Origin of the sequence: Zeimonas sediminis (assembly GCF_023721795.1) — a bacterium.
GTDB lineage: Bacteria > Pseudomonadota > Gammaproteobacteria > Burkholderiales > Burkholderiaceae_E > Zeimonas > Zeimonas sediminis.
Map to the genome: position 1 here is coordinate 249,055 of NZ_JAMQYE010000001.1, position 20,810 is coordinate 269,864.

Sequence of the window (20,810 nt, forward strand, 5' to 3'; positions counted from 1 at the left end):
GCCGGTGGACGATCCGCTGGCGCTCGACCGGCTTGCGCTCGAGCGTCGCTACGCCGGGCTGGACAGGCTGCATCGCCGGCTCTGGCTTCCGGCGATCGTCAACGGGGAGGGCAGCCTGCCCGAGCGGCTCGCGGCGCTGGCCGACTGGCGCGAGCGACTGCTCGCCGGCGCTGAGCCGAGGCGCGCCGACGATCGCTGGCCGGCCGCGGACGTCACGGAAGCCTTCGCCGCGGCGTTCGAGCGGCTGGACCTGCCGTCACTGTGCCGTCGTCACGAGGAAGTGACCGACCAGGTGCTGCGAAGCATGCTGTGGCACCTGGACCGGCTGGCCGCGATCGCCTCCCGCCTGGGCCGCGCCGAGGCGGCCCGGGCCTGCGCCGATGCCTTCGTCGAGGACTGGACGACCGAGTCGGCCGACCTGAAGGCGGTCCTGCGGCTCTTCGAGTCGCTCGACGGCCTGGCCAGCCTGGCGAACTGGTCCCGTGTCAGGGGCCTGTTGCGCGACGAGCGCTGGCAGTCCGTGCTCGACACGCACGCGACGCTGCAGCGCCTGCCCGGGCTGGCCGCGCTGATCAGGCGGCTGGGGCGCGTGCGGCCCGAGCACGAGATCGAGCTTCGCGACAGCGCGACCGTGACCGACGACGCGGCGGCAAGGCAGTGGGCGCGACGCCGCGTGGACGTCGAGATCCCCGGCGCGGCGGTCGAGATCGAGGGGATCCGCCGGGCGGGAGACCTGTCGCGCCTGGTCGCCAGCGAAGCGGCCGACTGGCTGCGCAGCCGGCGCCGCGCCGGGCACGAGGCGGTCGCGAGGCCGGGCGCCGCGATGACGCCCGGACGGGCCCGCCGGCTTCGCCGGCTGTTCGCGGCCCGGCTGGCCGAGCAGTCGCTGCTGGCCTACCAGCATCGGCAGTTCGTCGCCGAGTTCCGGATGATCGAGGCGCCGGCGGTGGCCTCGCGCTCGCAGCCGGCGCCGCGGGCCCGGCTGGAGGCGGGGCCGATGATCCTGTGCGTCGACACCTCTGCGTCGATGGCTGGCGGTCCCGAGCAGGTCGGCAAGGCGATGGTCTTCGAGGCGATGCGCACCGCGGCGCGAGAGCGGCGGGCCTGCCTGCTGCTGGCCTTCAGCGGCCCCGGCGACCTGCGCCAGCTCGAGCTCGGCGCCGACGCCGACGGTCTCGAGCGGCTCGCGGACTTCCTGGCGAGCAGCTTCCACGGCGGCACCGACATCGTCGATCCGGTGGAACGCGCGCTGGACCTGCTCGAGACCGGCGCCTGGCGCCAGGCCGACCTGCTGATCGCCTCCGACGGCGAGTTCGGCGCCACCTCGGCGCTGCTCGACCGGCTGCGTGCCGCCCGCGAGCGGCTGGGCCTGCGGGTGCAGGGCGTGCTGATCGGCGACCGCGAGACGATCGGCTTGCGCGAGGTCGCCGACGAGGTCTTCTGGGTGCGCGACTGGCGCCGCTTCGGCCAGCGTCATGCGCAAATCGAGTCGCCGGTGCACGACAGCCGCCTGACCCGCCTGTACTTCCCGAATGCGTCGATGCGGCCGCCCGACCCGGAGCGATCGCCCGAGCCGGCGCGATCGCCCGAGCCTGATCGGCCGGCGGGCCCGGATCAGGCGGAGAGCCCGGATCAGGCGGAGGATCCGGATCAGCCGGCCGGCTGAGTGCCGCCGCCCAGCCGCATCAGCACCAGCGAGCAGTTGTCGCCGCGGCCGCGGGCGCGCTTGCGGGCCAGCTCGATCAGGCGCGCGGCGGCGTCGCGGCACGACATCGACACGATGATCTCGGCGAGCTCCTCGGGGTGGAAGTAGGCCCAGAGACCGTCGGAGCACAGCAGGAAGCTGTCCTCCGGGCAGGGGTCGTCGATGCCGCCGATGTCCGGCCAGGGCTTGCGCAGGCCGCCGATCGAGTTCACCAGCATCTGCGCGGACGGGTGAAGCCGCGCGCGCTCGGGCGTGGACTTGCCTTCGGATACCAGCTGCCACGCGTAGTTGTGGTCGGCGGTGCAGTGGCGCAGCTCGGTGCCGCGGAAGTGATAGATCCTGCTGTCGCCCACGTGGCACCAGTCGACCCTGCCGGGCTGCACGAGCACCGACGCGAAGGTGCTGTGCGGCTCCTTGTCGGTGGCCAGCGCAGCGAGCTTGACCACGGCGTGGACTTCGGCGACCAGCGTGGCGAAGAAGCCCTCGGGCGACTCCTCGGCCGGCGCGAAGCGGTCGAAGCAGTTCTGGGCCGCCAGGATCACGTTCTCGGCCGCCAGCGCGCCGCCGCTGCGCCCCCCGAGTCCGTCGGCGAGCAGCCCGAGCGCGCAGCGCTGGGCCTGGCGGCCCTGCAGCACCGCGACGCGATCCTGCTGCTCGCTGCGGTCGCCTCGGTGCTGGCCGGTGCAGGCGACGACCTGGAGGCCGGGCAGGCTGGATTCGCTGACGCGCATGGTGCAGAATATTAGTCGATACCATGCCTGACGACCGCAGCCCAGAATCGATCCAGCGACGCATCGCCGAGCTCCAGCTCGAGCATCGCGGGCTCGACGCGATGATCGACGCGCTGGGACGCGAGCCCCGCTTCGACGAACTGCAGCTGCGCAGGCTCAAGAAGCGCAAGCTCCAGATCAAGGACACGATCACCCTGCTGCAGATGCAGCTGGTGCCCGACGTGCCTGCCTGACCTTCTTGCGAGCGGCCGCTCCGGTCCTCTCGCGCCGCCCGCTTCCCCCTTGTCTTCCCACGATCCAGATTTCGCCGACCGCGTGGCCGGGGCCTTCGATCCGGACGGCCCGCTCGACCGGGCACAACCGGGCTTCGTCGCGCGCGAGGGCCAGCGCCGCATGGCGATCGCCGTCGCGCAGGCGATCGCCCGCGGCGAGACGCTGGTGGCCGAGGCCGGGACCGGCACCGGCAAGACCTTCGCCTACCTGGTGCCGGCGCTGCTGTCGGGCGGGCGGGTGCTGGTCAGCACCGGCACCCGCACCCTGCAGGACCAGCTCTTTCGCCGCGACCTGCCGGCGGTGCGCGACGCGCTCGGGCTGGGGCTGCGTACGGCGCTGCTGAAGGGGCGCTCGAACTACGTCTGCCACCACCACCTGCGCCGCAACCTGGAAGAGGGCCGCTTCGAGCGGCGCGAGGACATCGCGCTGCTGCGCCGGATCGAGCGCTTCGCGGCGGTGTCCGCCAGCGGCGACCGGGCCGAGGCGCCGGGCATCCCGGAGGATTCGCCGATCTGGGCGAAGGCGACGTCGACCAGGGAGAACTGCCTGGGGCAGGACTGTCCCGATCTCGACCGCTGTTTCGTCTTCCGGGCCCGGCAGGCGGCGCAGCAAGCCGACGTCGTCGTGGTGAACCATCACCTGTTCTGCGCCGACATGGCGCTGCGCGACGAAGGGGTTTCGGAGCTGCTGCCCAGCGCGAGCGCGATCGTCTTCGACGAGGCGCACCAGCTGCCGGAGATCGCGGTGCAGTTCTTCGGCCGCAGCCTCGGCACCCGCCAGCTCGGCGATTTCGCGCGAGACCTGCTCAGGATAGGCATCGCGGACGCGCGCGACGCCTGCGACTGGACGAAGGCGGTCGGCGAGCTGGAGCAGGCGGTGCGCGTGTGGCGGCTGGCGGCCGGCAGGCCCGGCCGGCGCGACGCCCCGCAGCTGCGCGCCGACCGCGAGCAGCGGCAGGCGCTCGACGCGCTGCTCTCGGTGCTGGAGCGGACCGACGACCTGCTGATGGCCGCGGCGCAGCGCAGCCGCGACCTGGCCCGGCTTGCGCTGCGCGGCGCCGAGCTCCATCGACGGCTGGCACAGTGGCTCGCGATGCTGGACCGCTCCGGCGAGGCTGTCGAGCCTGCCTGGCCGGACGACGCCGCGGGCGCCGGCGGGGCAACCGCGGGCGACGCCGGCGCGGCGCCGGCCGAGCTCGCCGACGATCCCGGCGAGGCGGTCATCTGGAGCGAGGTGCACCAGGCCGGCGTGGTCCTGCACGCCACCCCGCTTTCGGTCGCGCCGGCGATGCGTCGCCATCGCGAACAGGCGGTGCGCGCCTGGATCTTCGTGTCGGCGACGCTTTCGGTCGCCGGCGACTTCGGACACTTCACCGACGCGATCGGCATGCCCGACGCGACGACCCTGCAGCTCGGCAGCCCCTTCGACTACGCGAACAACGCCAGGCTCTTCGTGCCGCGGGGCTGCGGCGATCCGGGCAGCCCGGGCTTCGCCGAGCGGCTGGTCGAGACCTGCTGGCCGCTGCTCGAGGCGAACGCGGGGCGCGCCTTCGTGCTGTGCACCAGCTTGCGGATGGTCGACCGTGTCGCCGCGCTGCTGCGCGAGCGCGCGGACCGCCAGGACGAGCCGCTGGAGCTGCTGGTGCAGGGCAGCGCGCCGCGGGCGGCCCTGCTGGAGAGGTTCCGCGCTGCCGAGCGGCCGGTGCTGGTCGGCAGCGCGAGCTTCTGGGAGGGGGTCGACGTGGCCGGCCGCCAGCTGTCGCTGGTCGTCATCGACAAGCTGCCCTTCGCGCCGCCCGACGATCCGGTGCTGCGCGCCCGGATCGAAGCGATGCGCCGTCGCGGCGGCGATCCGTTCCGCGAGCTGCAGCTGCCGGCGGCGGCGATGGCCCTGAAGCAGGGCGCGGGGCGCCTGATCCGCTCCGAGACCGACCGCGGCCTGCTGGTGGTGTGCGACGAGCGGCTCGTGAGCCGCGGCTACGGCCGCAGCCTGGTCCGCAGCCTGCCGCCCTTCGGCATCACCCGAGACGCGGACGAGGCGCTGGCCTGGCTAAGGGAAGAAGCGCAGCCTGCGGACGCGGGCTGAAGGCAGCGTGGCGCGCTCAGCGCCAGACCTGCCACCAGCGACGATCGTCGCTGGCAGCGACGCGCTCCAGCGCCTCGCTGTCCGGGAAGTTGCGATCGAGCACGCGCTTCGCGTCGTCGCGCAGGTCGTTCAGTTCGAGCTTGTCGTAGGACAGCACCAGGATCGCGAGCGCGTCCTCGACGGCCGGCGCCTGCTGGTACTTCCGGACCACCTCCTGCGCGCGGTTGGCGGCCGCCACGTAGGCGCCGCGCTGGAAGTAGTAGCGGGCGATCAGCATCTCGCCGCGGGCCATCGACCCGACCAGGTAGGTCATCCGGGCCTCGGCGTCGGCCGCGTACTTGCTTTGAGGGAAGCGGGTGACCAGCTGCTTGAAGGAGTCGAATGACTCGCGCGCGGCCTGCAGGTCGCGCTCGGCGAGGTCCTGCCCGCCGAGCCAGGCGATCAGGCCCTGCTGCTCGTTGAAGTTGATCAGCCCTTTCAGGTAGAGCGCGTAGTCCAGCGCCGGGTGCTCGGGGTGCAGCCGCAGGAAGCGGTCGATCGCGGCCAGCGCGAGCGCGCGCTCGCCGTCCTTGTAGTGGGCCCAGGCGATCTCGAGCTGCGCCTGCTGCGCCCATCGGCCGAAAGGGTAGCGCGACTCGAGCTTCTCGAGGATCTGGACCGCGCGCGGATAGTTGGCGGAGGCCATTTCCTCCTTGGCCTCTGCATATAATCGGTCGGGAGACCAGCCGAGCGTGGGATCCGGCGCATTGCTGGTGCCGCAGGCGGCGAGTGCCACAACCATCGCGGCGAGCACCGCGCGAAGCCGGAACGCTGTCGATTTCATGAAGACGATTATAGCCAAGGCAGGGGCCGACCCCTGGCCGGAAGCAGACGATTTCGAGGCCGGCGACGAGCCTGGCGCATCCGAGGCGGAGCCGATCGTGCTCGACGCCGCGGGCGGGCGCGGCGAGCGGCTCGATCGCTTCCTGGCCGCGCATCTCTCCGGCCGCTTGCCCGCAGCCTTCGGCGACGTCTCCCGGACGCGAATTCAGCGCTGGATCGAGCTCGGCGCGGTGCGCTGCGACGGGCGCGCGAGCTCGCCGAGCACGAAGCTGGGCGGCTTCGAGACGATCGTCGTCGAGCCCCAGCCTCGCGAGGCCGACGGCGCCTTCGTCGCCGAGCCGGTGCCGGTCGCGGTGGTCTGGCGCGACGAATCCCTGATCGTGATCGACAAGCCCGCGGGCCTGGTCGTGCACCCGGCGGCGGGCAACTGGCGAGGTACCCTGCTCAACGGCCTGCTGCACCTCGATCCGGCGCTCGCGGCGCTGCCCAGGGCCGGCATCGTGCACCGCCTCGACAAGGACACCAGCGGGCTGATGGTCGTGGCGCGCACCGAGCAGGCGATGTCGGCGCTGGCCGCGCAGCTCGCCGACCGGAGCATGGGACGGCGCTACCTGGCGATCGTGGCCGGCGTGCCGCCCGGCCAGGGAACGGTCGATGCGCCGATCGGGCGCGACGACAGGGTGCGCGTGCGGATGGCCGTGGTCGCGCCGGCGCGCGGCCGGTCCGCGCGCACGCACTTCGCCGCGCTCGCCGCGGGCCGGATCGACGGCAGGCCGGTGTCCCTGGTCGAGTGCCGGCTGGACACCGGCCGCACCCACCAGATTCGCGTTCACATGGCGCATGCGGGATTTCCGCTGGTCGGCGACACGCTCTACGGCGGCCCCGCGCTGGCCGGCTTCGGCCGGCAGGCCCTCCACGCCTGGCGCCTGTCGCTCAGCCATCCGGTCGATGCGCGCGCCTGCGCCTGGGTGTCGCCACCGCCCGAGGACCTGCGCGCGCTGCTGGCTCGCGCGGGAATCGACGAATCGGCGTTGCCGCAAGCCGCGCGGGCGGGCGCGCCGCACGCCGAGCCGGCCGCGCGCAAGGGCGAGGAAGCGAAGCGATGACCGGGCGAAGCGTCGAGACGTCCGGAGCGCCGTGGCGCGGACTGGCCGCGGTCGTGCCCGACTGGCCCGCGCCGCCGCCGGTGCGTGGCTTCGTCACCGGTCGGGCCGGCGGGGTCAGCACCGGCGCCTGGGGGCTTCACGGCGACCGTCCCGGCGGCCTGAACCTGGGCGCGCGCTGCGGCGACGATCCGGCCGCAGTCGGCGAGAACCGGCGACGGCTCTCCGCGGTGCTGCCGGCCGAACCCGTCTGGCTCAGGCAGGTCCACGGCGTGGACGTTCACGTGGCGATCGGCGGCGGTGCCGTCGGGGACGAACCGATCGCCGATGCGGCGGTCACGGACCGGCCGGGTGTCGTGCTCGCGGTGCTGACCGCCGACTGCCTGCCGGTGTTGTTCGCCGATTCGCGCGGCCGCGCGGTCGGCGCCGCCCACGCCGGATGGCGCGGGCTCGCCGCCGGCGTGCTCGAGCGCACCGTGCAGGCGATGCGCGCGCTGCTGCCGGACGACGCGCAGGTCCTCGCGTGGCTGGGCCCGGGCATCGGGCAGGCCGCGTTCGAGGTCGGCGACGAGGTGCGCGAGGCGTTCCTGGCAGGCGATCCCGGTTCGGGCGAGGCCTTCGAACCGGGCGCGCGCGCCGGCAAGTGGCAGGCCGACCTGTACGCGCTGGCGCGCCGCAGGCTGGCGCGCGCCGGCGTGCATCGGGTCGACGGCGGCGGCTTCTGCACCTGGACCGACAGCGAGCGCTTCTGGTCGTATCGGCGGCGGGCCGAGGGCGGGCGGATGGCCAGCCTGGTCTGGATCGAGGACTGAGCAAGCCCGGTCTGGATCGAGGACCGAGCCTGGCATGGGTCGAGGACCGGGGCAGGGCGGGAATGTCCCGTTCTGCCGGGACGTCGCTGCTCATCGGACTGGACGCGGCGGTTCCGCTGGAGGGGCGGCGGGCGTCGTCGCTCCGGGCGACTGCTCGCTCGCCTCGCCGCCGCCGGCCTTCGCGCCGGCCTCGGCCGACGCCGCGCGTTGCCGCCGGCGTCGCCGCTCGGGGGTGCCCATCAGCCACAGCAGGATCGACAGCGGGAACAGGCCGTAGAACAGGAAGGTGGCCACACCGGCCACGAACGAGGTCTCGGTCAGCGCCATCAGCAGGGTGACGTAGATCCACGCGATGGCGACGATGTACATCGGAATTCTCGTATCGGGGTGCGGCGCGCAAGCCCTTTCACGGCCGGGCGCTCGCGTTGACAAATGACCGGCGCAGTGCAGAATGCCTTAAAGATACCTGCAGCCGAACCAAGGGAGGGCTGGATGCCTGGCAAGACACGGGGGACTTCCGAAGCCGCGGGCGAGGCGCCTGCGCGCAAGCGTCGCGCGCCCGCGCAGCGGAGCGCGACCGAGGCTGCCGGAACCGCTCCGGCCAAGTCGCGGAAGTCCTCGTCGGCGTCTCGCTCCGCGAAGGCAGGCGGCACCACGAAGGCGGGCAGCGCGCCCAAGGCGCGCGGGGCGTCCAAGGCTTCCGGGGCGGCCAGGGGCGCCGCAGCGCGGGCGGACGGCGCGAGCGCGGGGGAGGCCGGGGCGGGCGGTGCCGCCCCGATGCCGCAGCCGCCGCACGTCACGCCCGATCGCCTGGCCGAGTTGCAGGCCGAGTACCTGGCACGGCTCGGCGAGATGATGTCGGGCGCGTCGGGCCAGCAGCCGGCGGACCGGCGCTTCTCCGGAGACGCCTGGCAGGCCGGCATGTTCGGCTGGACCGCCAACCTCTACCTGCTGAACGCCGAGTTCATGCGCAAGCTCGCCGAGTCGGTCGACGCCGACCCGAAGACGCAGGAGCGGATCCGGTTCGCGACGCAGCAGTGGATCGACGCGATGTCGCCGGCCAACTACCTGGCCACGAACCCCGAGGCGCAGCGCAAGCTGCTCGAGACCCGCGGCGAGAGCCTGATGCACGGCGTCCGCCACATGCTCGACGACCTGCAGAAGGGCCGGATCTCGCACACCGACGAAACCGTCTTCGAGGTCGGCCGGAACATGGCCACGACGCCCGGCAGCGTCGTCTACCAGAACGAACTGTTCCAGCTGATCCAGTACGCGCCCACCACCGCGCAGGTCGCGCGCCGGCCGCTGCTGATGGTGCCGCCCTGCATCAACAAGTACTACATCCTCGACCTGCAGCCGGCGAACTCGGTGGTCGCCTGGGCGGTCGCGCAGGGACACACGGTGTTCATGCTGTCCTGGCGGAACGTGGACGCCGAGCAGGGCGGCCTCACCTGGGACGACTACATCGAGCACGGCGTGATCGAGGCGATCCGGCGCTCGCGCGAGATCGCCGACGTCGACCGGATCAACGTGCTCGGCTTCTGCGTGGGCGGCACGCTGCTCGGCACGGCGGCCGCCGTCCTGGCCGGGCGCGGCGAGCGGCTGATCGAGTCGATGACGCTGCTGACCACCTTCCTCGACTTCTCGCGGCCGGGCACGATCGGCGTGTTCATCGACGAGAATTTCGTCGCCTTCCGGGAGCGCACGATCGGCGGCGGCGGCATCATGCCTGGCCGCGAGCTGGCCACCACCTTCAACTTCCTGCGCCCCAACGACCTGGTCTGGAACTACGTCGTCAGCAAGTACCTGAAGGGCGAAGACCCGCCGGCCTTCGACCTGCTCTACTGGAACGCGGACAGCACGAACCTGCCGGGTCCGATGTTCTGCTGGTACCTGCGGCACACCTACCTGCAGAACGAGCTCAGGATTCCCGGCCGGCTTCGGGTCTGCGGCGTGCCGGTGGACCTCGGCGCGATCGAGGTGCCCACCTACATCTACGGCTCGCGCGAGGACCACATCGTGCCCTGGCAGGGCGCGTACGAGTCCACCCGCCTGCTGAAGGGACAGAACCGCTTCGTGCTGGGCGCCAGCGGCCACATCGCCGGCGTGATCAACCCGCCAGCGCCGAACAAGCGCAGCCACTGGACCAACGACTCGCTGCCCCAGCAGGCCGAGGACTGGTTCGACGGCGCGACCGAGCATCGCGGCAGCTGGTGGCCGGACTGGGGCCAGTGGCTCGCGCAGTTCAGCGGAGGGCTCAGGCCCGCGCCGACCGCGCCGGGCAACGCGAAGCACCGGCCGATCGAGCCGGCGCCGGGCAGCTACGTTAAGAAGAAGGCCGAGTGAACGGTGCAACGGCCCGGGGCCCGAACCGCGGCGCGCAGGCGCCGGGTGCGGCGCTCCGAAAGGAGGCGCGAGTTCGCCGCGCCGCCGACCTCACCGAATAACCGAAGCAGAGGATGACGATGACCAAGAAGATCGCCTACGTGACGGGCGGAATGGGCGGAATCGGTACGGCGATCTGCCGAAAGTTCCACGACATGGGCTACACCGTGGTGGCCGGCTGCGGGCCGACCCGCAACTTCGACAAGTGGCTCGGCGAGCAGAAGGCCGAGGGCTACACCTTTCACGCGTCGGTCGGCAACGTCGCCGACTGGGACTCGACCAAGGCGGCCTTCGACAAGGTCAAGGCCGAGATCGGCCCGATCGACATCCTGGTGAACAACGCCGGGATCACGCGCGACGGCGTCTTCCGCAAGATGTCGCTCGACGACTGGCGCTCGGTCATCGACACCAACCTGAACTCGCTGTTCAACGTCACCAAGCAGGTGATCGACGGCATGCTCGACAAGGGCTGGGGCCGCATCATCAACATCTCGTCGGTCAACGGCGAGAAGGGGCAGTTCGGCCAGACCAACTATTCTGCGGCCAAGGCCGGCATGCACGGCTTCACGATGGCGCTGGCCCAGGAGGTCGCCAGCAAGGGGGTCACGGTCAACACCGTGTCGCCCGGCTACATCGCGACCGACATGGTCATGGCGGTTCGCGAGGACGTCCGCGAGAAGATCATCCAGACCATCCCGGTGCGCCGGCTCGGCAAGGCCGAGGAGATCGGCTCGATCTGCAGCTGGCTGACCACCGACGACGCGGGATTCACCACCGGGGCCGACTTCTCGTGCAACGGCGGCCTGCACATGGGGTGAGGAAATGGCGAACGCCATGCGACTGATCAAGAAGTACCCGAATCGCCGGCTCTACGACACGCAGACCAGTGCCTACATCACGCTGGCCGACGTCAAGCAGCTGGTGCTGGCGAACGAGGACTTCAAGGTCGTCGACGCGAAGAGCTCGGAGGACCTGACCCGGAGCATCCTGCTGCAGATCATCCTCGAGGAGGAGGCGGGCGGCACGCCGCTCTTCTCCTCGCCGATGCTCGCGCAGATCATCCGGTTCTACGGTCACGCGATGCAGGGAATGATGGGCACCTACCTGGAGAAGACGATGCAGGCCTTCGTCGAGATCCAGAACAAGATGCAGGAGCAGTCCAAGGGCTTCTACGACCCGAAGGGCATGCCGAACCCGGAGCTCTGGGCGCAGTTCATGTCGATGCAGGCGCCGATGGTCCAGGCCATGATGGGCAACTACATCGAGCAGAGCAAGAACCTGTTCGTGCAGATGCAGGAGCAGATGCAGCAGCAGACCCGCAACATGTTCCAGAACTTCCCGTTCGCGGGCACGCCGCCCGAGCCGCCGGAGCGCAAGTAGCCCCGGCAGCGCGGCGCGATACAATCCGCTCTCGTCCGCACGCCGCCCGACCGGGCGGCGTTTTTCATTGCGGCCGGGCCCGGGCCCAGCGCGAGTCGCTGGCTGCGGTGTCCCGGCGCCGACCCGATCCGAGGCTCAAATGACCGAACCCGTCCGTTCGACCCGCCGCCGGCCGCCCAGGGCGCCGAAGGTCGGCTTCGTCTCGCTCGGCTGCCCGAAGGCGCTGGTCGACTCGGAGCGGATCATCACCCAGCTGCGCGCCGAGGGCTACGACATCGCCGGCGACTACGCCGGCTCGGACCTGGTGGTCGTCAACACCTGCGGCTTCATCGACGAGGCGGTGCAGGAGTCGCTCGACGCGATCGGCGAGGCGCTGGCCGAGAACGGCAAGGTGATCGTGACCGGCTGCCTGGGCGCCCGCACCGGCGAGGGCGGCGGCAAGCTGGTCGAGCAGGTGCATCCGAAGGTGCTGGCCGTCACCGGCCCGCACGCGGCCGACGAGGTGATGACGCACGTGCACGCGCACCTGCCGAAGCCGCACGACCCGTTCACCGACCTGGTGCCGGAGGCGGGCATCAAGCTGACGCCGAAGCACTACGCCTACCTGAAGATCTCCGAGGGCTGCAATCATCGTTGCAGCTTCTGCATCATCCCGTCGATGCGCGGCGACCTGGTCAGCCGGCCGATCGGCGAGGTGGTGCGCGAGGCCGAGGCGCTGGTGCGCAGCGGCGTCAAGGAGCTGCTGGTGATCTCGCAGGACACCAGCGCCTACGGGGTGGACGTCAGGTACCGGACCGGTTTCGTGAATGGCCGGCCGGTGCGCACCCGGATGACCGAGCTGGTGAAGGAGCTCGCGCAGCTGGGCGCTTGGGTCAGGCTGCACTACGTGTACCCGTACCCGCACGTCGACGAGGTGCTGCCGCTGATGGCCGAGGGAAAGGTGCTGCCCTACCTGGACGTGCCCTTCCAGCACGCGCACCCGCGCATCCTGAAGCTGATGAAGCGGCCCGCTTCGGGCGAACGCAACATCGAGCGGATCCGGGCCTGGCGGGCGATCTGCCCGGACCTGACGATACGCAGCACCTTCATCGCCGGATTCCCCGGCGAGACCGAGGCCGAGTTCGAGTACCTGCTCGACTTCCTTCGTGAGGCCGAGCTCGACAGGGTGGGCTGCTTCGCCTACTCGCCGGTCGAAGGCGCCGCCGCCAACGAGCTGCCCGGCGCGCTGCCCGACGAGGTTCGCCACGAGCGCCAGGCGCGTTTCATGGAAGTGCAGCAGGCGATCAGCGAGCGCCGGCTGCGGCGATGGGTCGGCCGCGAGACCGAGGTGATCGTCGATGCGATCGAGCACGACCGCAAGGCGAAGGCCTGGCGGGCGGTGGCGCGCTCGCAGGGCGACGCCCCCGAGATCGACGGCCTCGTCTACGTGGACCTGGCCGGCGAGGCGCAAGCCAAGGCCGCGCCGCCGGGGACCTTCCTTCGCGTGCGGATCGACGAGGCGGACGAGCACGACCTGTACGCGACCGCGCTCTGACTTCTTCCGGCCGCGCATGAGCTCATGCGCGAGCCGGCATTGCTTCGCGTGCTGCCAGCCGGCGGCGAGAATCGGGCCCCGAATCCATGGAGCCCGAGATGAAGCCCGAGACCCTCGCCGTGCACGCCGGCTATTCGCCCGACCCGACCACGAAGTCGGTCGCGGTGCCGATCTACCAGACCACCTCGTACGCGTTCGACTCGGCGCAGCACGGCGCGGACCTGTTCGACCTGAAGGTCGCGGGCAACATCTACACCCGGATCATGAACCCGACGACCGACGTGCTCGAAAAGCGCGTCGCGGCGCTCGAGGGCGGCATCGCGGGGCTCGCGCTGGCCTCGGGCCAGGCGGCGATCACCTATGCGATCCAGACGATCGCCGAGGCCGGTGACAACATCGTGTCGGCCACCCGGCTCTACGGCGGCACCTACAACCTGTTCGCCCACACGCTGCCGCAATTCGGCATCGAGACCCGCTTCGCCGACGGTGAGGACCCGGTGTCGTTCGAGGGCCTGATCGACGCGCGCACGAAGGCGGTGTTCGTCGAGAGCATCGGCAACCCGTCGGGCAGCGTGGCCGACATCGCCGCCTTCGCGAAGATCGCCCATGCGCACGGCGTGCCGCTGATCGTCGACAACACGGTGGCCTCGCCCTTCCTGCTGCGGCCGATCGAGCACGGCGCCGACATCGTCGTGCACTCGCTGACCAAGTACATCGGCGGCCACGGCAACTCGATCGGCGGCATCATCGTGGACTCGGGCAAGTTCCCGTGGGCCGAACACAAGGCCCGCTTCCGCCGGCTCAACGAGCCCGACGCGTCGTATCACGGCGTCGTCTACACCGAGGCGCTGGGCCCGGCGGCCTACATCGGGCGGGCCCGGGTCGTGCCGCTGCGCAATACCGGCGCCGCGCTGTCGCCGTTCAATGCCTTCCTGATCCTACAGGGCCTCGAGACGCTGCCGCTGCGGATGGAACGGATCTCGGCCAACGCGCTGGCGATCGCGCGCCACCTGGCGTCGCATCCGCGGGTCGAGTGGGTCCGCTATCCGGGCCTCGAGAGCTCGGCGGATCATGCGAAGGCGAAGCGCTACCTGCCAAACGGCGCCTCCGGCATCCTGTCCATCGGCCTGAAGGGTGGCCGCGAGGCCGGCGAGCGCTTCCTCGACGCGCTGCAGCTGGTGCTCCGTCTGGTCAACATCGGCGACGTGCGCACGCTGGCCACGCATCCGGCGAGCACCACGCACCGCCAACTTTCCCCGGCCGAGCTGGCCTCGGCCGGCGTGTCGCCCGAGCTGGTGCGGCTGTCGATCGGCATCGAGCACGTCGACGACCTGATCGCCGACCTCGACCGCGCAATCGCGGCGGCGTAACCTCGCGTCGTGCGAGGCATTGCGGGGCAGGCCCGGGGCCGGCGCGCTTCGGCAGCGCCGAGTCGCGCAGGGCGCGTGGCCCGCGCGCGAAGCGCGCATCGTTCCTCTGACTTGCCGCCGCCTGTCCGAGCGCAGCGAACGCAGTGAGCGAAGCGAGTTCGGCGGCAGGCCACGCGCCCGAGCAACGAGGGCAGTCCGGCCGGCAGGCCGGACCGCTGTCGTCGCGCGCCGGCCCCGGGCCTGCCCCCGCAGTGCCCGGTCTCAGGCGCTTCCTCGCCGTGCCCGAGTCCGGCTCCGGACCCGCAGCGTTCGGCTTCAGGCCCGCCCGCGCAGCGCCCGGCCGGCTGCCGCGGTGAGGGCCGCGCCGGCCAACAGCGCGGCCACCGCGAGCCAGGAGGCCGACACGAAGCTGCCGCTGCGCTCGGCCAGCCAGCCGCCGATCGCCGGCCCGACGATCTGGCCCACGCTGAACGCGACCGTCATTCTCGCGATCGTCTGGTCGGGGCGGTCGGCGGCCAGCGCGCGGGCGGTGGACAGGCCGAGCGCGGTGATCGCCATGAAGGTGCCGCCGAGCAGCGCGGCGCCGACCAGGATCGCGGGCGGCCCGCTGCCGAGCGCCGCCAGCGCGACGCCGATCGCCTCGAGCACGAAGGCGGCGACGATCGCGCGGTAGGGGCCGGTGCGCGCGGCGATCTTCGCCCAGATCCAGTTCGATGGCGCGCCGGCCAGCCCCACCGCCAGCCAGGCCCAGAACTCCCAGGCGGGGGCGTCGGGAAGCCTGCGCACCATGACCACTATGAAGGTCGCGGTGATCACGTAGCCGAAGCCCAGGCAGCCGTAGCCGACGAGCAGAAAACGCAGCGAACGGGCCGCGCCGGCAGGTGCCGGGGCCGGCTTCGCCGGGGCGGCCTGCGGGCGCGCCGCGACGGCCAGCCGGCGCCAGGGCGGGATGGCGAGCAGCGCGGCGATCGCGCCCATCGCGAGCCAGAGCGACGGCGCGCCCATGCCGGCCGAGCGGCCGGCGAACACCACGAGCGCCGACAGCGCGATGCCGGCGCCGACGCCCGAGTAGAGCAGGCTGCCCAGCATCGGCCGCGCGGTGCGGGCGGCCAGGTCGAAGATCGTGCCGGACGCGTAGACAAGAACGAAGGCGCTGGCCATGCCGCCGGCGAAGCGCAGCAGCGCCCATCCCGCCGCTCCGGCGTCGAGCGCCATCACCGCCGTGGTGGCCACGCTGAGCGCGATGCCGGCGCGCAGGCCGAGCGCCCGGTGCCGGGCGAACACGGCGCGGGTCGCGAGCAGCGCTCCGGCGAGGTAGCCCGCGAAGTTCGCCGAGGCCACCAGGCCCGCGCCCGACAGCGACAGTCCGCCCCCCTCGAGCATCGCGGGCAGCAGCGGGGTGTAGGCGAACCGGCCGATGCCCATCGCCAGCGCCAGCGCGCAGGCGCCGGCGATCGCCGCCGCCAGCGCGGCTTCGGCCGGCCCCGGGCTCGACTGCACGCCAGGCGGTGGGCTCGGCGGTTTGCCAGGCGGTGGGCTCGGCGGCACGCCCTGCGGCCCCGGCGCCCCGCTCACCACAGCGCCGCGAAGTACAGCGCCAGCGAAGCCAGGAAGCCGAAGGTCCAGACGATCGACCGCGCGGTGGCGCGGTCGATCACGTACAGCCAGACGTAGGCGATCCGGCACGCGACGAAGAACCCGGCCAGCAGGTCGACGACCAGCGGCGAGGCGCCCGCCTGGCTCGCGACCAGCACGCCGGCGGCGAAGACCGGGAAGGCCTCCCACGAATTCGCCTGGGCCGCGACGGCTCGCGCGCGGTGGCCGGTCTGCGCGGCGAGCCAGGCGCGGGGGTTCCGGTTGTCGTAGTCGCGCAGGCCCCACTTGGCGATTCCGGCGCAGGCAACGGGCAGGATCGCGGCGACGACCAGGCAGACGGTGGCGAAACTCATGGCGGCGGCCCCTTCGTTCAGCTGGCCGGCGGCAGCCAGCCGAGCAGGGCGTCGAGCCCGTTGTGGTTGATCGCGAAGGTGGTCTTCTCGCGCACGACCGGCTTGGCGCGGTACGCGACCGAGACGCCGGCGATGCCCATCATCTCCAGGTCGTTGGCGCCGTCGCCCACCGCGATTGCCTGCGCCGTCGGGCAGCCGATCCGGGCGCACGCGTCCTCGAGCGCCTGCCGCTTGCCGCTCGCGTTGACGATCTTGCCGACCAGGCCCCCGGTGAGCCTGCCGCCGGCGATCTCCAGCGTGTTGGAGCGGGTGAAGTCGATGCCGAGCCGCGCCTTGAGGCGGTCGGTGAAGAAGGTGAAGCCGCCCGAGACGAGCAGGATCTTCAGGCCGGCTGCCTTAAGTTGCGCGACCAGCCGCTCGGCGCCGGGGGTCAGCCGCACCCGCTCGTCCCACACCTTCTGCAGCGTCTCCTCGGGCAGGCCCTCGAGCAGCGCGACCCGCCGGCGCAGGCTCTCGTCGTAGTCGGCGATCTCGCCGCGCATCGCGGCCTCGGTGATCGCGGCGACCTCGGCCTTGCGGCCCACGAAGTCGGCGATCTCGTCCACGCACTCGATCGTGATCAGCGTGGAGTCCATGTCGAAGGCCGCGATGCGGTAGTCGGCCAGCGTCGCGCCCTGCGGCACCAGGCCGGCGTCGACCGCCTGTTCGTCGGCCAGGCGGGCGGCCCGCTCGCGGTCGATGCGCACGCCGCGCCACGCGGCGAGCGCGGGCTCGCGCCGGTCGGGCGAGCGGCCCACCGCCTCGGCGAAGGACCGGACGGCGGCGTCGCCGAGTTCGGGGTGCTGGATGATCAGGTCGGTCATCGTCGTGTCGGGGGTTGCGGCCGGTCGGCCGGGTGCGCGTGCGGCATCAGTCCGCGAGCGCGTCGAGGATCTCGCGGATCCGCTGCACGCGCAGCGAGAGGTCCGGGGTGGCCAGCGTGAAGCGCAGGCGGTCCTGGCCGGACAGCTTGACGTCGCGCCGCGACTGGATCAGCGCGATGATGCGGGCCGGGTCGATCGGCGGGTTCGGCCGGAACTGCACGACGATCGTGTCCGGCGAGGCGTCGATCTTGGCCACGCCGAGCGGCTTCGAGACGATGCGCAGCCGGTGCGTCTCCAGCAGCGCGCGCGCCGCGTCGGGAAGCTTTCCGAAGCGGTCGACGAGTTCCTCGCGCAGGCCGTCGAGCGCGTCCCGGGTCTCGCAGTTGGCCATCCGCTTGTACAGGGTCAGCCGCTCGTGCACGTCTGCGCAGTAGTCGGCCGGCAGCAGCGCCGGCACGTGCAGGTTGATCTCGGTGGTCGCGGACAGCGGCGCGCTCAGGTCCGGCTCGCGACCCGCCTTCAGCGAGCGCACCGCCTCGTTGAGCATCTCGGTGTACAGCGCGAAGCCGACCTCCTTCATGTCGCCGGACTGGTTCTCGCCGAGCACCTCGCCCGCGCCGCGGATCTCCAGGTCGTGCATCGCCAGGTAGAAGCCCGAGCCGAGCTCCTCCATCATCTGGATCGCCTCCAGCCGCTTGGCCGCGTCCTTGGTGATCGCCGACTCGTCGGGGATCAGCAGGTAGGCATAGGCCTGGTGGTGCGAGCGCCCGACCCGGCCGCGCAGCTGGTGCAGCTGCGCAAGGCCGAAGCGGTCGGCCCGGTGCATCACGATGGTGTTGGCGGTCGGCACGTCGATGCCGGTCTCGATGATCGTCGTGCACAGCAGCACGTTGAAGCGCTGCTGGTGGAAGTCGCGCATCACCCGCTCGAGCTCGCGCTCGGGCATCTGGCCGTGGGCCACCGCGATCCGCGCCTCGGGCACCAGCTCGGCGAGGCGCTGGCGGCGGTTCTCGATCGTTTCGACCTCGTTGTGCAGGAAGTAGACCTGGCCGCCGCGCTTGAGCTCTCGAAGCAGCGCCTCGCGGATCGTGCCGTCGGACTCGCGGCGCACGAAGGTCTTGATCGCCAGGCGCTTCTGCGGCGCGGTGGCGATCACCGAGAAGTCGCGGATGCCCTCGAGGCTCATCGCCAGCGTGCGCGGGATCGGCGTGGCGGTCAGCGTGAGCACGTCGACCTCGGCCCGCAGCGCCTTCAGCGCCTCCTTCTGCCGAACGCCGAAGCGATGCTCCTCGTCGATGATGACCAGGCCCAGGCGCGGGAACTTCAGTTCGGGCGACAGCAGCTTGTGCGTGCCGATCACGATGTCGACCTCGCCCTTCGCGATGCCGTCGAGCGCCGCCTTCGTCTCCTTGCCCGAGCGGAAGCGCGACAGCTCGGCGAGCTTGACCGGCCAGTTCGCGAAGCGGTCGGAGAAGGTCTGGAAGTGCTGCTCGGCCAGCAGCGTGGTGGGCGTGAGGACCGCGACCTGCTTGCCGTCGGCCACGGCCACGAAGGCCGCGCGCAGCGCGACCTCGGTCTTGCCGAAGCCGACGTCGCCGCAGACCAGCCGGTCCATCGGCTTGCCCGAGACCATGTCCTGCACGACCGCGTGGATCGCGGCGAGCTGGTCCGGGGTCTCCTCGAAGCCGAAGCCGTCGGCGAAGGCCTCGTAGTCGTTCATCTGCAGCGTAAACGCGTGCCCGGTGCGCGCGGCGCGGCGCGCGTACAGGTTCAGCAGCTCGGCCGCGGCGTCGCGCGCCTGCTGGGCGGCCTTGCGCCGCGCCTTCTCCCACTGGCCGGAGCCGAGCTGGTGCAGCGGCGCCTCGTCGGGATTGGCGCCGCTGTAGCGCCCGATCACGTGCAGTTGGGAGACGGGCACGTAGAGCGTGGCCTGCCCGGCATAGCTGAGGTGCAGGAACTCGGTGGGGCCGTCGCCGAGGTCCATCGTGACCAGCCCTTCGTAGCGGCCGATGCCGTGCTGGACGTGCACGACCGGGTCGCCGACCTTCAGTTCGGACAGGTCGCGGATGATCGAGTCGACGTCGGTCTGCGTCTCGCGCAGCCCGCGCCGCGTGCGCCGGACCGTGCCGGCGAAGAGTTCGGCCTCGGTGACGATCGCCAGTCGGCCGGCGGCCAGCTCGAAGCCGTCGTGCAGGGGGCCGACGGCAAGCGCCGCATCGTCGGCCCCGGCGGCGAAGGCGCTCCAGTCGTCGATCGCCGGCAGCGTGACGCCGTGGTCGAGCAGCAGCTGCGACAGGGTCTCGCGGCGGCCCGGCGATTCGGCGACGATCAGCTTGCGGCCGGGGTGCGCGGCCAGGAAGCTCGCGAGCCGCTCGACCGGGTTCTGGGCGCGCCGGTCGACCGCGAGGCCGGGCAGCGCGGCAGCGAAGCCGTCGACGCCTGATGCCGCCTCGGCCGCCGCACCGGCGGGAGGGAACTCGGCCGCCGTACCGGCGGGAACGGTCTCGCCGGCCGCCATGCCGGTCGCGGGCGCCTGGCCCGGCCGCGCGAGCGCCCAGCGGCCGAATCGCTTCGCGTCGGTGAAGAAGCGCTCGGCGTCGATGAAGACCTCGTCGGGCGAGAGCAGCGGCCGCTCCGGGTCGTGGGCGAGGAAGCGGTGGCGCTGCGCGATGTCGTCGCCGAAGGCGCGGGCCGCCCGCTCGATGTCGCCGTGCGACACGACGAGCGTCTGCTCCGGCAGGTAGTCGAAGAGGGTGGCGGTCTCGTCGAAGAACAGCGGCAGCCAGTACTCGATGCCGGCCGGCGCGATGCCGTTGCCGACGTCGCGATAGAGCGGGCTCTTCGACGGGTCGCCCTCGAAGCGCTCGCGCCAGCGCCCGCGGAAGGCGGTGCGCGCGGCCTCGTCCATCGGGAACTCGCGGCCCGGCAGCAGCCTGACCTTCTCGATCGGGTACAGGCTGCGCTGCGTGTCCGGGTCGAAGGTGCGGATCGACTCGATCTCGTCGCCGAACAGGTCGAGCCGGTAGGGCAGGGTCGAGCCCATCGGGAAGAGGTCGATCAGCCCGCCGCGCACGCAGTACTCGCCCGGGTGCACGACCTGCGACACGTGGTCGTAGCCGGCCAGCGTGAGCTGCGAGCGCAGTCGCTTCTCGTCGAGCGACTGGCCCTTGTGGAAGTGGAAGGTGTGCGAGGCGAGGAAGGCCGGCGGCGCGAGCCGGTGCAGCGCTGTCGTCGCGGGCACCAGCAACACGTCGACGTCGTTGCGGTGAAGCGCGTACAGCGTCGACAGCCGCTCGGAGATCAGGTCTTCGTGAGGGGAGAAGGCGTCCCAGGGCAGCGTCTCCCAGTCCGGGAGCAGGCGGGTGCGCAGCGACGGCGCGAACCAGCCGATCTCGACGGCCAGCCGCTGGGCGTCGACGGCCGCCGCGCAGACGATCGCGAGGGTCCGGCCGCCGCGCGCCTCACGCACGGCCAGCGCGGCCAGCAGCAGCGCGTCGGACGAGCCGTGGCATGGCGGCAGCGCGCGGACCTTGCCGGGGGCCGGCGCGGGAATCGCCTCGACGGCGGCAAGGCGCAGCGCGCGCTCGGCATCGTGCCGGGCGCTCGCCGGGGCATCGCCCGGTCGGCGGGCGTCCGCGCCAGGTGTCGCTCCGGTGGGGCGGTCCTCGGCGGGGGCGCCGCCGTGCTCGGGCTGCAGGGCGGTGGAGGTCAAGTCGGAATCCGTTCGGGCACCGCGCGGCCGGCCCGGCTCGCTGCGGCGAAAGCTTAGAATTCTAACTTTTCCGACTCGCTCCCGAC

At 72.1% G+C, this 20,810-nt stretch carries 17 protein-coding genes; 10 read left to right on the forward strand and 7 right to left on the reverse strand.

Annotated elements, in window-relative coordinates; genetic code table 11:
- The first annotated feature begins 4 nt into the window (after positions 1-4).
- Positions 5-1,666 (forward strand): VWA domain-containing protein, encoded by a 1,662-nt coding sequence (locus tag M6I34_RS01170; protein WP_272483889.1) that lies wholly within the window; start codon positions 5-7, stop codon positions 1,664-1,666.
- Here M6I34_RS01170 and M6I34_RS01175 read toward each other — a convergent pair.
- Positions 1,651-2,436 carry a PP2C family protein-serine/threonine phosphatase gene (locus M6I34_RS01175; protein WP_272483890.1) on the reverse strand — a complete coding sequence of 262 codons (786 nt, stop codon included), beginning with the start codon at positions 2,434-2,436 and terminating at the stop codon, positions 1,651-1,653. The genes M6I34_RS01170 and M6I34_RS01175 overlap by 16 nt on opposite strands.
- A 23-nt stretch (positions 2,437-2,459) precedes the next feature.
- Here M6I34_RS01175 and M6I34_RS01180 point away from each other — a divergent pair, with 23 nt between their 5' ends.
- Positions 2,460-2,669 carry a YdcH family protein gene (locus M6I34_RS01180; RefSeq protein ID WP_272483892.1) on the forward strand — a complete coding sequence of 70 codons (210 nt, stop codon included), beginning with the start codon at positions 2,460-2,462 and terminating at the stop codon, positions 2,667-2,669.
- A 49-nt stretch (positions 2,670-2,718) separates the two neighbouring features.
- Positions 2,719-4,794: a DNA repair helicase YoaA gene (locus M6I34_RS01185; RefSeq protein ID WP_272483893.1), complete on the forward strand. Its 2,076-nt coding sequence runs from the start codon at positions 2,719-2,721 to the stop codon at positions 4,792-4,794.
- 16 nt (positions 4,795-4,810) lie between these two features.
- Here M6I34_RS01185 and M6I34_RS01190 read toward each other — a convergent pair whose 3' ends face one another.
- Entirely contained in the window at positions 4,811-5,617 is an 807-nt protein-coding gene (locus M6I34_RS01190) for an outer membrane protein assembly factor BamD (protein ID WP_272483894.1), read from the reverse strand.
- Between M6I34_RS01190 and M6I34_RS01195 the strand changes: the two genes are divergently transcribed.
- Together M6I34_RS01195 and pgeF are read left to right on the forward strand one after the other, a co-directional pair.
- Positions 5,616-6,722: an RluA family pseudouridine synthase gene (locus M6I34_RS01195; protein WP_272483895.1), complete on the forward strand. Its 1,107-nt coding sequence runs from the start codon at positions 5,616-5,618 to the stop codon at positions 6,720-6,722. The two genes, M6I34_RS01190 and M6I34_RS01195, sit on opposite strands and share 2 nt — an antisense overlap.
- Positions 6,719-7,531 (forward strand): peptidoglycan editing factor PgeF, encoded by an 813-nt coding sequence (gene pgeF / locus M6I34_RS01200; RefSeq protein WP_272483896.1) that lies wholly within the window; start codon positions 6,719-6,721, stop codon positions 7,529-7,531. Before M6I34_RS01195 ends, pgeF begins: the two co-directional genes overlap by 4 nt.
- A gap of 90 nt (positions 7,532-7,621) precedes the next feature.
- Here the strand turns inward: pgeF and M6I34_RS01205 are convergent, their stop codons facing one another.
- Positions 7,622-7,900 carry a hypothetical protein gene (locus M6I34_RS01205; protein WP_272483897.1) on the reverse strand — a complete coding sequence of 93 codons (279 nt, stop codon included), beginning with the start codon at positions 7,898-7,900 and terminating at the stop codon, positions 7,622-7,624.
- A 123-nt stretch (positions 7,901-8,023) separates the two neighbouring features.
- Here M6I34_RS01205 and phaC point away from each other — a divergent pair, with 123 nt between their 5' ends.
- The 5 genes from phaC (at position 8,024) to M6I34_RS01230 (ending at position 14,200) form a co-directional block, all read left to right on the forward strand.
- On the forward strand, positions 8,024-9,877 hold the full coding sequence (gene phaC, locus M6I34_RS01210) for a class I poly(R)-hydroxyalkanoic acid synthase (protein WP_418953416.1): 1,854 nt from the start codon (positions 8,024-8,026) through the stop codon (positions 9,875-9,877).
- 119 nt (positions 9,878-9,996) lie between these two features.
- Positions 9,997-10,734 (forward strand): acetoacetyl-CoA reductase, encoded by a 738-nt coding sequence (gene phbB, locus M6I34_RS01215; RefSeq protein ID WP_272483899.1) that lies wholly within the window; start codon positions 9,997-9,999, stop codon positions 10,732-10,734.
- Positions 10,735-10,738: 4 nt separating this feature from the next.
- Entirely contained in the window at positions 10,739-11,296 is a 558-nt protein-coding gene (gene phaR / locus M6I34_RS01220) for a polyhydroxyalkanoate synthesis repressor PhaR (protein ID WP_418953417.1), read from the forward strand.
- A 139-nt stretch (positions 11,297-11,435) separates the two neighbouring features.
- The gene (gene rimO, locus M6I34_RS01225; RefSeq protein WP_272483901.1) at positions 11,436-12,830 is read left to right on the forward strand and encodes a 30S ribosomal protein S12 methylthiotransferase RimO; all 1,395 of its coding nucleotides are present in this window, start codon (positions 11,436-11,438) and stop codon (positions 12,828-12,830) included.
- 98 nt (positions 12,831-12,928) lie between these two features.
- The gene (locus M6I34_RS01230; protein ID WP_272483902.1) at positions 12,929-14,200 is read left to right on the forward strand and encodes an O-acetylhomoserine aminocarboxypropyltransferase/cysteine synthase family protein; all 1,272 of its coding nucleotides are present in this window, start codon (positions 12,929-12,931) and stop codon (positions 14,198-14,200) included.
- Positions 14,201-14,515: 315 nt separating this feature from the next.
- On the opposite strand, the gene M6I34_RS01235 is transcribed toward M6I34_RS01230, so the two are convergent.
- The 4 genes from M6I34_RS01235 to mfd form a co-directional block, all read right to left on the reverse strand.
- Complete coding sequence (locus M6I34_RS01235) at positions 14,516-15,700, reverse strand: YbfB/YjiJ family MFS transporter (RefSeq protein WP_272483903.1); 1,185 nt, start codon at positions 15,698-15,700, stop codon at positions 14,516-14,518.
- A gap of 71 nt (positions 15,701-15,771) precedes the next feature.
- A complete protein-coding gene (locus tag M6I34_RS01240; RefSeq protein WP_272483904.1) occupies positions 15,772-16,149 on the reverse strand; it encodes an MAPEG family protein in 378 nt (125 codons plus the stop codon).
- Between the two features lie 17 nt (positions 16,150-16,166).
- Positions 16,167-17,012 (reverse strand): phosphoserine phosphatase SerB, encoded by an 846-nt coding sequence (serB, locus tag M6I34_RS01245; RefSeq protein ID WP_272483905.1) that lies wholly within the window; start codon positions 17,010-17,012, stop codon positions 16,167-16,169.
- Positions 17,013-17,058: 46 nt separating this feature from the next.
- Positions 17,059-20,589, reverse strand: coding sequence for a transcription-repair coupling factor (gene mfd, locus M6I34_RS01250; protein ID WP_418953526.1), 3,531 nt, complete (start codon positions 20,587-20,589; stop codon positions 17,059-17,061).
- Positions 20,590-20,810: the final 221 nt, after the last annotated feature.